General features: G+C 36.1%; 13 protein-coding genes. 7 read left to right on the forward strand and 6 right to left on the reverse strand.

The window, feature by feature from the left end:
• Positions 1-107 precede the first annotated feature (107 nt).
• The 3 genes from BZG01_RS04085 to BZG01_RS04095 are packed head-to-tail and all read right to left on the reverse strand — an operon-like array spanning position 108 to position 4650.
• A complete protein-coding gene (locus BZG01_RS04085; protein ID WP_101308556.1) occupies positions 108-1394 on the reverse strand; it encodes a glycoside hydrolase family 57 protein in 1287 nt (428 codons plus the stop codon).
• Between the two features lie 4 nt (positions 1395-1398).
• Positions 1399-2709, reverse strand: a complete 1311-nt coding sequence (locus BZG01_RS04090; RefSeq protein ID WP_101308557.1) for a glycosyltransferase — start codon at positions 2707-2709, stop codon at positions 1399-1401.
• Positions 2710-2715: 6 nt separating this feature from the next.
• Positions 2716-4650 (reverse strand): glycogen debranching enzyme N-terminal domain-containing protein, encoded by a 1935-nt coding sequence (locus BZG01_RS04095; protein WP_101308558.1) that lies wholly within the window; start codon positions 4648-4650, stop codon positions 2716-2718.
• 955 nt (positions 4651-5605) lie between these two features.
• On the opposite strand from BZG01_RS04095, the gene BZG01_RS21380 reads away from it, so the two are divergent.
• From BZG01_RS21380 to BZG01_RS04130, 7 genes are all read left to right on the forward strand, one after another.
• Positions 5606-5827, forward strand: a complete 222-nt coding sequence (locus BZG01_RS21380) for a hypothetical protein (protein ID WP_143470825.1) — start codon at positions 5606-5608, stop codon at positions 5825-5827.
• Positions 5828-5971: 144 nt separating this feature from the next.
• A complete protein-coding gene (locus tag BZG01_RS04105) occupies positions 5972-6358 on the forward strand; it encodes a hypothetical protein (protein WP_143470826.1) in 387 nt (128 codons plus the stop codon).
• 120 nt (positions 6359-6478) lie between these two features.
• On the forward strand, positions 6479-7108 hold the full coding sequence (locus BZG01_RS04110; RefSeq protein WP_101308561.1) for a hypothetical protein: 630 nt from the start codon (positions 6479-6481) through the stop codon (positions 7106-7108).
• Between the two features lie 2 nt (positions 7109-7110).
• Complete coding sequence (locus tag BZG01_RS04115; RefSeq protein WP_101308562.1) at positions 7111-7335, forward strand: hypothetical protein; 225 nt, start codon at positions 7111-7113, stop codon at positions 7333-7335.
• Between the two features lie 203 nt (positions 7336-7538).
• Positions 7539-8873 (forward strand): MutS-related protein, encoded by a 1335-nt coding sequence (locus BZG01_RS04120; RefSeq protein ID WP_101308563.1) that lies wholly within the window; start codon positions 7539-7541, stop codon positions 8871-8873.
• A 439-nt stretch (positions 8874-9312) separates the two neighbouring features.
• Positions 9313-9891, forward strand: a complete 579-nt coding sequence (locus BZG01_RS04125; RefSeq protein ID WP_101308564.1) for a hypothetical protein — start codon at positions 9313-9315, stop codon at positions 9889-9891.
• Between the two features lie 40 nt (positions 9892-9931).
• Positions 9932-10258 (forward strand): hypothetical protein, encoded by a 327-nt coding sequence (locus tag BZG01_RS04130; protein ID WP_101308565.1) that lies wholly within the window; start codon positions 9932-9934, stop codon positions 10256-10258.
• Between the two features lie 63 nt (positions 10259-10321).
• Here BZG01_RS04130 and trpA read toward each other — a convergent pair whose 3' ends face one another.
• From trpA to BZG01_RS04145, 3 genes are all read right to left on the reverse strand, one after another.
• A complete protein-coding gene (trpA, locus tag BZG01_RS04135; RefSeq protein WP_101308566.1) occupies positions 10322-11071 on the reverse strand; it encodes a tryptophan synthase subunit alpha in 750 nt (249 codons plus the stop codon).
• Between the two features lie 111 nt (positions 11072-11182).
• A complete protein-coding gene (gene trpB / locus BZG01_RS04140; RefSeq protein ID WP_101308567.1) occupies positions 11183-12364 on the reverse strand; it encodes a tryptophan synthase subunit beta in 1182 nt (393 codons plus the stop codon).
• Entirely contained in the window at positions 12357-12992 is a 636-nt protein-coding gene (locus tag BZG01_RS04145; RefSeq protein WP_101308568.1) for a phosphoribosylanthranilate isomerase, read from the reverse strand. The genes trpB and BZG01_RS04145 overlap by 8 nt, the downstream gene beginning before the upstream one ends.
• Between the last annotated feature and the right edge of the window lie 5 nt (positions 12993-12997).

The raw sequence follows: 12997 nt of genomic DNA on the forward strand, positions 1-12997 counted from the left end.
AAGTGCTGACTACTTTAAAATTCAATAAAATACTTTCCTTTAATTACTATACAGAAAGTATTTTATTCCTAATTAATTGATTCTGTTTATCGTTTAATTTTAAACGATTAGTTTTTAAGTTCGCTCAATTCTCTTTCATATCTGGCAATTAATTCATCCTTTTGTGAAATCTGATATTGCAATTCTACAGGATCAACGGCTAAACCGTCTTTTAGAATTTTCAAACGAATCTGGAAATCACTTAACACATTCATATAATTAATAAAAGCATCGTAGGGTGAGCTGTAAGGATTAAAATAAGAATGCACATCTCCATCTGAAGCAAACTTGGTACACATGTAGTAAAAATGATCGCTTGCCTGTAAGTATTTCCAATCTTTATCGATTCGATCATCATTTACAGCTGCAACATCATCACGCAATGCATATAATTTTCTAAAAGCTTCATCCTGAAGTTTATTGCCCAACCATGCAGACAAATCACGCTCTTCATCTGCCCATGAAATAACATTAGGTACATGCGCCTGAGCAATTGGGTGAAATTCAGAAGTAAGCTCCGAGGGAGTGGCAAATTTATACTTTGACTTCAGAATAACCTCACCGGGCAGATGAGCCAAAAACTCAAAAATTCCTGATTCCTTCTTCTGATGTTCTCCGAACGTTTCATAATCCATAAATATATTCACCAAATCTTCTTTATCATCCATTTCATTCAACCATCCAACAAATTTAGTTGTTGTTAACGGCCATTCCTTCCATCCTTCAGATGAAAACCGGAATGAAATATCATCACTTAGTTTATAATTACGCATTAAAACTTTTAACTTAGGGTTGATTGCATTGCAGTACAAATAATTTGGACTCTTCCAACCCAGGATGTGCTTCGCTCCTTCTGTTAAAATTGCCTTATACCCCATTTTAGAAACCATTTCTCCAATTTCGTCCGAATAAATCATTTCTGTGTTTCGAAATACAGATGGCCGAACTCCAAAAAGAGCTTCTATTTTATCGCTGTGACTTGTCACTTGCTGAACAAACTCATCCTTGTTGATTAATGAAGCAAGAGAATGAGAATAAGTTTCTGCTAAAAACTCAACATCTCCCGTTTTGGCCAGATCTTTAAAAGTATCAATAACTTCCGGTGCATATTGCTCGAGTTGATCCAAGGCAATTCCCGTAATGGAGTATGAAATTTTAAACTTGCCTTTATTGGTTTTCAACAATTCCAAAACGATTTTATTTGCAGGCAAATAACACTCATCTGCAATTTTTCTCATGATCGACTCATTGGTATAATCATCGTAATAGTAGTGATCATTTCCAATATCAAAAAATCGATATCTTTTTAAACGTAAGGGTTGATGAATCTGAAAATATAAACAAAGTGCCTTCATAATCTTATTTTTTTACTAATGGTTCGAATAATTTGATTGCGGAAACATAGACATCATGAACATTGACAGCCGCTTTGGCCCACTTCAAATTATCCACTTCCTCTTTACCTTCTTCCTTAAAAACTTCCGAAAGAGCGTTGTATTTAATAATTCCATAAATGGCATCTGCCATTGCATCGATATCCCAATAATCGACCTTTACAGCATGTGTCAGTATTTCGGACACGCCGGATTGTTTAGAAATAATAACAGGTACATTTGATTGCATTGCCTCTAAGGGTGATATTCCAAAAGGCTCCGATACAGAAGGCATTACATACACATCACTTAAAAGGAACATTTTAAACACATCATCTCCCTTTAAAAATCCGGTAAAGTGAAACTTATCGCTGATACCCAATTGTGCTGCCCGATCTACCATTTCCTCCAACATATCACCACTACCGGCCATTACAAATCGAACATTATCCGTTCTTTTCAAAACCTGGTACGCCGCTTCAACGAAATATTCAGGTCCCTTTTGCATGGTTATACGGCCTAAAAAAGTCACCACTTTTTCTTTAACACCTTTTTTAATTTTAATTTTTTCTTCAAAGGAAACCGGCTCAACAGCATTATAAACAGTAACAACCTTACCGGGATCCTGTCCATATTTTTCGATCACAATATTGCGGGTCAAATTACTCACTGCAATAATTTTATCGGCGGCATCCATTCCCTTTTTTTCTATCTCATAAACCTTTGGATTTACATTTCCACCACTTCTATCAAAATCGGTGGCATGAACATGAATTACCAATGGTTTTCCCGATACCTTTTTTGCGGCTATTCCTGCAGGGTAACAAAGCCAGTCATGTGCATGTATCACATCATGTTCATGATCTGCAGAAATTGATGAAGCTACAAACGCATATTTATAGATTTCTTCCATAAGATCGGCACCGTACTTTCCACTAAATTCAAGCTTCCCATCTTTATCAACTTTAATAAACTTGTTTTTTCCATATAAATCCTGACTCCTGAACGTGTAATATTCATCCGGATCATTGTAAGGAACCAATTGCGATTCCACTTCCAGATAAGTATGCTGAGATTTAAATTTTTCGACATGAGACTGAACCTGTTCAATGGTAACCGAATTGGCTCCAACCAGGCTCATTGTACTCTGATCCTCGTCACCATGAGCTTTTGGCACAACAAAAACGATGTCTAAATCATCAATTTTTGCCAAACCTTTGGTTAATCCGTAACAAGCTGTTCCCAATCCGCCGGAAATATGAGGTGGAAACTCCCACCCAAACATTAGAACTTTCATATACCGCTATTTTAAAGGTGATTGGTTAAACATTTTACTAACTCGAATGATTTCTGCTACACTTAAAGCATATGAGGTAGCTTCATTGGGCAAATGCGGGGGATTCCCATCATAAATCTCCGATATTGTTCCTAATCCACGCTCATTCAAACAATCCTCAAATTCGATCAACCATCTTCGAATTGTTCCTTCTCCTCCTAACTTATACAATTTCAGATAAGCTTCAGCAAAATGTCCAAAAAGCCATGGATAAACAGATCCGTAATGAAATGCCATATTTCTAATTTCCTCGCTGCCCCTAATCACTCCAATATATTCATGACTGTTAGGCGAAAGTGTTCTCAGTCCCCTTGAGGTCAACAGCTCTTTTTTAATCATATCCAAAACAGCTTTCTTCTGATCATCAGAAAGACATGAATGAGGAAGTGATACTGCAAATAACTGGTTGGGACGGACAGCCCAGCTCTTATGTGTATCGTCTGCATAATCCGACAGGTAAGTTTTGTTTTCATCCCAAAACGTATCAATAAATGATTCTTTCAAATTCTTTTTAACCTCCGACCATTCTGCTGTAAAATCTTTATCATTGGCTTCTTCGGCCATTTCTAAGGCAAAACAAAGAGCATTGTACCAAAGTGCGTTAATCTCTACAACATATCCCATTCTACGATTCAGATATACCCCATGATTCCTAACATTCATCCAGGTTACACCTTGCTCCATGATCCAGAGCAGTCCATTGTCGTGCATCTTAATTGCCAGATTAGAGCCGTGTTTATAGCTCTGCAATATCTCCTTTATCTTTTTGCTGTACTTTTTCCAAATCTCCTTTCTGTCTGCTCCGGCTTCAATGTATTTTTGCATAGTCCAAAACGACCACAAGGGAACGTCTACAGAAAACCTTCCTCCGTTTACAGCAGGATCTTTCGAAAAGCGATTGCAAACCCGCTTAAATACATTAGTAAATACCTCCAGAAAGGTTTTCTCATCACCACGTGCCAAAGTCAATCCCGGCAAGGATAAATAAGTATTTCGTTCGCTGGTACTAAACCAAGGGAAACCATTAATAATTCCTGTTCCCTGACCATTCTTTGAAAAGAATTGTACCGCTGAATTTTCCAAACAATTTTCAAAACTATCGCGGATCACCCTCTTCTTTAGTTCCGAAGCAAATTGCTTCGATATTGCATCGGGGGAAATCTCTTTTGTGCCGGCCGAGAATACTATTGATTCTCCCTTTTTTATATTCATCTCAAAATACCCGGGAACAAACAAATCCTCATGACAATCGTATCCTCTCTTTTTTTCTTCCTTGTACTCTACATTGTAATACCAATCGGGCACATGAACAAACTCTGATTCAACAGAAGTCTGCATATATAAATATGGGAAATCCTGATACAAACGTATTTTAACTCCATTGTCAACATTTTCTGATCTGGTATTAGCATCCATATTGGCTTTGGTTAAGGAATGAATATTCCTAAAAGCCAGAAAAGGCTGCAATCGGATAGTCGTTGGAGAATTTGCTTCAAGCAAAGTGTAACGAACCAAAACGCGTTGTTCTTTTTCTACCAAAAGAAATTCTTTTCTTAAAATCACACCACCTACCCGGTATATTATTGTTGGTGTTGGATCCATAATATATTCGCGCACATACTTGTTTCCTTTCGGACTGTATTCGCCTGGAAATTTATGGATTCCCAAATTAAAGGGTGCATCATGCTGAATTATGGTCTCATCCAAAGAGGACAACAGCACATGATTATCACCACCAAAATTATCTATTGGACATATTAACAGTCCGTGATATTTTCGGGTATTGCAATTAATAATAGTTGAACTGGCAAAAGAGCCAGCACGATTGGTTCTGATGTATTCCTTTTTTAAAGAATACTCTGTATTCACCAATTGAGCCTTATCAAACTTGAGGTAGTCCATACGCAAACGATGTTAGGATTGATTTACAAATGGTTAAACAACCATTTTATCATAAAAAAAAGTTGGATTTTCATTAAAGTTATCGATTTTATTCCGAATAATAACGCCCTGCCGTCCTTTTTTATATTATTTTAATATGAATTTTCTGTTTATTCATAATACAATTAACATATTCTGTTTTCATCATTTTTCATGCAAACGCTGCCGAACAGAAAAAAATATTTTTACAACGTTATAAATGCTTTAAATGGTTCAAAATCTGAACTTTTAATGAAAAGTTGTCTCCTTAAACATTTCACAATAAAAAAGTTACCCGCATTACAGATTTTTTTCTTCAACTAATGAAGTTGTATCGTTTTTCTTAAACAATCCTTGAATAAAAACACTCCTCTGTCCTTCGCCCCGAATACTTTCGGGATACTCTTAACAAAGGGAGACAAATTTGAGGCTTCTGAAATAGTGCTTGTAAGCACTCCTTTTTTCCTCCTCCTCCCCACTTTCTCACTTGTTGTTTCCGGTTTATCTGTGCACCATCAGTTTTGGGTTGCCCGATGGCGCGCAATTGCAAACTTGCGCCGGAACACTTCAGACTTACGCCGGAACACTTCAAACTTATGGCGGAAAGCCTCAGACTTGTACCAACAAAACAGAGGCTTGTTTGGTAACGATTCAAATTTAAAAACAGACAAACATAAATTGCAGAATTTAAATCAATCACACACATTCACTACAACAAACCCACCTCTCTTTCTGAAAATTATCCTGATCATTATGCAAATCATCTAATTTGAATGCTACGACTTGCAACAAGCATTTTTTATCGAAAAAATAAATACACATTTCTATTTTATGATTATATTCGGTGGCCATTGAGTAAACACAACATTTTTTGAGATACAAAAGAGTTTGGGGTGTTTTATTGGAAAGAAATTATAAACATTAAAAAAACTTAAAAATGACAAACGACAAGACCCTACGTTTTCTCCTAATGCTATTTTGCATCTTTTTACTTTCTATTATTTTCACAGCATTCGACATGTCATTTAGCGATGTCAACTCTACTCCTTACAATTTGGGTTATGCTATTGGTGTTGCTGCTGGAAATATGCTTAAGATTTTGGCAACTCTGGCTATTGTGAAAATGGTATATGTGAAGATGAAGGCTGTTAGGGGGTAAACAAGTAAAATGGATAATCGAAATAAACCTGTTGTGTTTGTTTATGACTTGTGCTACATGCTAAAAAGGAATTGAGAATATATGATTAAGAGTGGTAATTTAGATGTCGGTGAATTAGGAATAAATATTCTAAAAAATGGAATAATGACTGAACACATTGATTATTCTCAAATTGAACATGCTGAAATTAAAAGAGAATTCAGAATTAAAAATTGGATAATCACACTGCTAATAGGAATTCTACTACTAACTATTTCCAACCTTTGGTTATTTGACTTTTTTTCAGATTTCGAATACAATCCGCAAAACTATACTGAAAGCATCAGACTTCCATGGATGATACTCATATCACCAATAATCATTGGATTTATGAGTATTGGTATCATTGTATCTGCACTAAAACGAACTATGATACTATATCTTTTTATGAATAAAGAACATCGAAGAATTCATTTAATGGATCTAGATAAAGAGGAAAAGCTTAATGAACTGTATTCTTTTCTTGACGATAGGATTGTGATTTCAAAATGAGAAACACGACGGCACAGCAAAAACTCAATGATTATGGGCATTGATAACGCTCCCACTAGCTATCTTGAGCAGAATAAACAAATTAATCACATACGCAACACTGTATAAGACCGTAAAATAATGAGAAAACTGGAAAAAATAGTTGGCTTACTGGCAATAGTTTCTGTGATTTTAAAATTCTTACTGATTCCTTATAGTGGAATTTCATTGAGTCTAAGTATACTAACCTTAGCAGTACTGTATTATCCGTTGGGATTTGCCTTTTTCAACAGAATTCAATTGAGACAGATTTTAAAAAAGGAATCTTATAATGGAAAATCTACATTAAAAATAATTGGTGCTGTTGGAGTTGGTTTGGCTCTTTCAATTCTATGCATCGGAATTCTTTTTAAACTTCAGCACTATCCATTTTCATTAACAATTTTAAAAGCTGGAATGTTCCTAGCAAGTATTGCTTCACTAATTGTAATAGTACAACTACTAAAAACAAAAAATAGTTTTTACAAAAAAATTTTAAACAGAGTCTCAATCATTGGAGGAATCAGCTTACTACTTCTTTTTGTATCAGATTTAAATATCGTAAAAATACAATATCGGAATCATCCAGAATATATCAAAGCTTACGAAGCCTACTTAAAAAATCCAGACAACGCAGAGATTCAAAAAAAGTTAGGTATAGAATCCCATAAAGCAACAATGTCAGAGCAAGAATTTGATGAGTATAGAAAATCTATATTAGATGAGAATTAAAAATGAAAAACGACAAAAAAGTGCCCCAAATTTTTCTGATGCTATTTTGCATCTTTTTACTTTCTATTATTTTCACAGCATTCGACATGTCATTTAGCGATGTCAACTCTACTCCTTACAATTTGGGTTATGCTATTGGTGTTGCTGCTGGAAATATGCTTAAGATTTTGGCAACTCTGGCTATTGTGAAAATGGTGTATGTGAAGATGAAGGCTGTTAGTGAATAAGCAAACGGTTAAAAATGGATTCTTTAATAATGAACTATTACCTAAGGTGTGCACATATGAACTACTTATAGACAGAAAAAATATCCAAGCACAAACCAAAAAATCAATCCTATGAACATCGAGAAAATCCGTTATGTAGAGATTATATTTTCACAAAATGGGATTGAATACAACGAATTTGACACTTACAATTTTTAAGAACTATGACAAAATTCGGCACTGATAAACAAACTTTAATTGATCTAAATATCTTCTCTCAAACTAAAGGAGATTTATCAGTCTTTGACTTTTACAATTCAACCAAGACCAAAGGTGGTAGAGATGAGTTAGAAAAAATGATGCGAACTCCCTTGAATGACTTGGAAGAATTAAATGCCAGGATTTCTGCCATAAAATACATTTGCAATAATCCGGTTGTGTGTGAACTTGACAATGAATATCTAGACTTTATTGAGCATTATCTAAATCAAAACACTCTTATATTAAAAGATAATTTTTTGAATTCGGTAGAGTCCAGTATTTCGTATCAAATAAATCCAAGCAACGAGTATTATATTATACTTAGAGGACTTGAGTTTCTTAGAAGTCATTTGAATATTTTATCAGATTATTTAAAGGCTATCGATAAATCTGACATGCCTGAATTCTTTAATCAGCTATTGTTGGAATTTGAAGGCATTACAAAATCAGTAGAATTCGAGCTGTTTATAAATCCCCCGAAAGGGAAATTTACTTTCCGGCAAATCAATCAATTTGATTTCTTAATCAGATCCCAGAAAAAGGAAGAAATAAAAAGGATTCTGCAACTCTCCTATCAATTGGATGCATATTTATCAATTGCGAATACATCAAAAATTAAAGAATTAGGGTTTCCCATTCTAAAAAAAGCGCCCAAACCCTATTTAAAAATAGATGGCTTTTTTCACCCCTTTCTTACCTCCCCAATAAGGAATGATATTGAGCTGGCAGATCATAAAAACCTTTGTTTTGTTTCGGGAGCAAACATGGCAGGAAAATCGACTTCATTAAAGGCTGTTGGCTTATGTGTTTATCTTGCTCACGTTGGATTTCCAGTACCTGCCAGAGAAATGGAAGTATCTTTGTTTAATGGATTGTATTCTACCATTAATATCTCCGATGATATAAATGAAGGCTACAGTCATTATTACAGCGAAGTTAGAAGAGTGAAAGATATTGCCTTACAAATTAAAGAGAAGAAAAAAGTATTGGTGATTTTTGATGAATTATTTAGAGGAACAAATGTTACAGATGCCTTTGATGCTACATTAATGGTATCAAAAGGCTTCACGGAAATAAAGGATTGTCTCTTTTTTATATCGACTCATATTGTTGAAGTTGCTCAGGAGCTTGAAAAATTAGACAGTGTTGATTTTAAATGTTTTGAATCGCACCTAGTGGAGGGAAAGCCAATTTATAATTACAAATTGATTAATGGAATATCAACAGAACGATTGGGTGTAACGATATTAAAAAATGAGAAGATAATGGAAATAATTGATCAGATCGTAAACGATTAACCAAATATACAACTGCAAAAAAACCGGAAGAAAGCAATAAAGAATAATCTAATTGTATGACGCAAACAAATAAAAAAGGATTTTGCCAAAGCAAAATCCTTTTTTAGTGCTTTACAGCGAATTACAATCAAAACTCATCTGATAAAACAGCTCTGTTGTGGTTAAAATCAGCTCATAACCTAACAAGCCATCCCCATCCATGCTTAATGCAAATTATCACACTTCTGCAGCTTTACTTTATTAATCCAATACTATATTTTGTTTATCTATTTTTCTTTTGATAAATTCGGCCATTAATTTATTTATGCAGAACATAAAATATCATTATCACTGCTAATTTGAAAAGGAAGCATACAGTGGTTTGCAATTAATAAAATCAGCTCGTGCATTCATGACAAATACTGATTGTAATCAAAACTAAGCAACTGCACAAACAAAAATGAGATATAAATTTAAGATCAAACAAATAGCATTTTTTGCTCTAATAATTATTTCCTTCTTTAGTGGCTGTAATTATAATTCAGAGAAAAATATTGACAAAGTCAGTAAACTATTACCAAACGGAAAACATTTAATGGTCGAAAAGACCAATGAAGAAACCACAGCCATAGGTATTTTCACAAAGCATGATTATGGAACAACACATCAATTCTCTTATAGATTCTCAATAGACAATGGTGATGTGATTTGGGATGGTGGAAGTGGAGAACCAAAAAACATTCTTTTTTGCGAAGACACAATCTACGTCCGTTATCTGGCTAATAAATACATACAGGTGGAATCGACTGATTCCATAGACAACACAACTAAATATGATTATCATTTTGAAATAAAAGAAGTGTTTCAAAAGCATATTGATAAGCGCTATTTTTTCAAGCTTTTGGGTGATGATTATTGGGTAGACGTTTTACCCGAAGATTATGCCTGCAGAAAGATATCTTGTGATGAATATCCCATTCCAAACAGCTGTGAATTATTATTACCTCCAGTTACCAAAGAAGCTGGTTCCAAGCAATAAAGAATAATCCAATTACAAATCAAACTTAACACCCGAAAAAATGGACGATACACTACTAAGCATTTTACCAAGCCTGTTATTTATTATCCCTCAGATAATAATTGTTGTTGCCTGCATTATAAATCTAAAGAAGAAAAGCGCGAGTGGAATATTGGTGCTAATTGGTGCAGGAATTGGCTTACTGACAACACTGTTTTACAATCTTGCTATTCCCATCTTATTTCAAGTATTTGATACAAATATATATTCAGATAACACGATTATATTCAGCTTAATAACTGGGATATCATTTATTGGTTCAATGCTTTTTGCAATTGGTTTGTTACTTTTAATTCAGGAAAAAGTTAAGCTTCAGCAAAGCCTGTAATTTTCTACTAAACTCACGAACAACGAGAAAGGATCTTGCCGGGCAAGATCCTTTTTTCGTGCGTTACAACAATGAGTCTATAAATTCGGAAGCCGTACCGCCGGCTAAGGCTTTTATGAATGCTGTGCCAATAATTGCTCCGTTCGAAAAGCCGGAGGCATGCCGAAAGCTTGCCTTGTCGTGAATTCCAAATCCGATGAGGGAAGGAATATCCAGGCTTGCTACCTTTTTAAAGTAATCTTCCCTCTCGCTGCTTTGTTCCAAAGCGCCGCCTGTTGTGGCCGAGGATGAAACCATGTATAAAAATCCTTTGGTGGCTTTTTCTATTTTCGCCAAACGCTGATTGGTAGTCTGCGGAGTTACCAGAAGAATGTTATACACGCCATGCGCCTCAAACTTTGCTTTGAATTCCTCTTCATACTCCTCCAATGGCAAATCGGGCAGAATCACCCCATCGATACCACAACTTTGGCAATCCAACAGGAAAGTATCAACACCATATTTAAAAACAACATTCCAATAGCCCATTAATATCAAAGGTATTGTAATGGTGCTTCGAACCTCTTTTAGCTGCTGAAAAAGCAATTTTAGGCTCATTCCCTGATCCAAAGATTGCTTTGCTGCAATCTGAATGACAGGTCCGTCGGCCAATGGATCGGAAAATGGGATTCCTATTTCTACCAAGTCAACTCCTTTGTCCTGTAAAAGCTGCAGGTTGGGTACGGTGTCGTTCAGGTTTGGATATCCGGCAGGAAAATAGATGGATAAGATATCCTTTCCTTTATTTTGAAATAATTGATCTATTCGGTTCATATGTTTTCAAGTTATGAATTATGAGTTATAAATTATAAGTGAACTGTATTCATCCACAAATCTTTCCCTTGCTCACTTTATTCCTAATTAATAATTCTTAATTCATCATTATTAAATGTTTTTCATGTAGGTTTCCATGTCCTTATCTCCTCGTCCTGACAGATTCACGACCACCACATCGTCTTTATCAAAGGTCATTTGCTCCAAAGCAGCCAAAGCGTGAGCCGATTCCAAGGCAGGAATAATTCCTTCGGATCGCGCCAATACCATAGCGGCATCCAAAGCTTCCCGATCGGTTACAGAAAGGAATTGTGCCCTGCCCGTTTCAGCCAAATGTGCGTGCAAAGGTCCAACGCCAGGGTAATCCAAACCTGCCGAAATAGAGTAAGGTTCAGTAATCTGGCCATCTTCATCCTGCATCAGCATGGTTTTGCTGCCATGAATAAAACCAACATCGCCAATGGTAATGGTTGCAGCTGTTTCGCCACTGCCAACACCCAAACCGGAAGCTTCAACAGCAACTAATTTCACATCCTCTTCATCCAGATAGTGATAAAAAGCTCCGGCAGCATTACTTCCTCCGCCCACACAGGCAATCACGTAATCAGGATTCGGGTTACCGGTCTCCTTGGTCAACTGCTCGCGAATTTCTTCGGATATGATCGACTGCAACCGGGTTACCATGTCTGGATAAGGATGCGGCCCAACCACCGAACCAATCAGGTAGAATGAATTCGGGTTGGCAATCCAATCGCGGATGGCCTCGTTGGTGGCATCTTTTAAGGTCTGATTTCCAGATATGGCAGGAACAACCTTCGCGCCCAGCATTTTCATTCGAGCCACATTTGGCGCCTGACGTTCTATATCCAAGGCACCCATGTACACAATGCATTCCAAACCAAACAAGGCACAAACAGTAGCTGTTGCCACGCCATGCTGCCCTGCTCCTGTCTCAGCAATGATACGGGTTTTACCCATGTATTTGGCAATTAGAATCTGCCCAATGGTATTGTTGATTTTATGTGCACCGGTATGCGTTAAATCTTCACGTTTCAAGTAAATATTGGTGCCGTAACGCTTCGATAAATTTTCCACTTTAGTCAGTGGCGTTGGCCGGCCCACGTAATTATCCAACAATCGTTTATAATCTTTCTGAAACTGCTCCGAATTGATAATCTTCAGGTAGTTTTCGCGTAATTCATCAACATTTGCACGTAACAATTCAGGAATATAAGCACCTCCAAACCGCCCGTAGTAACCACGCCCATTTACTGCATATTTATTTTTACTCATCATTAGTTTGTCTTACTGATTTTAAAAACTCTTCTACTAACACCACATTCTTTACTGCAGGACTTTGTTCAAATCCTGAATTTACATCCAAGCCAAATAGTCTGGAATGTTGAAAGGCTTTTACTGCCTCAATGTCATCCATTCCAATTCCTCCACTCAGAAAAAAAGGAGTTTCACCTTTGTATTTTTTTAAGATTTGCCAATTGAACTTTTTACCGCTTCCGCCATAAGAATCTGATTTTGTATCAAACAGGAAATAATCACAAGCTTTATGATAGGCCTCCAACAGTTCAAACTGAAATTCCTCATTCAACCGGAAGGCTTTAAACACCTCAAATCCAGATTCTTTTATCTGCTGACACTCTTTCGGACTTTCATCTCCATGCAACTGAATTACATCGAGTTGGTATCTCTTCGCCAAAGTCAGAATCTTTTCGGAAGTTTCGTTTACAAAAACGCCGACTTTACGGATGTGCAAAGGGACCATCTTGGTAATTCCTGCATCAAAATCGTCTCCAACGTAACGTGCTGATTTTGAATAAAAGATAAAACCCATGTACTCCAATGGCAATACCATCAACTCCTTAATGTTACTCTTATCGCGAAGACCACAGACTTTAATTTTCATTGTAT

It is taken from the genome of Labilibaculum manganireducens (genome assembly GCF_002843385.1).
Classification (GTDB): Bacteria; Bacteroidota; Bacteroidia; order Bacteroidales; family Marinifilaceae; genus Labilibaculum; species Labilibaculum manganireducens.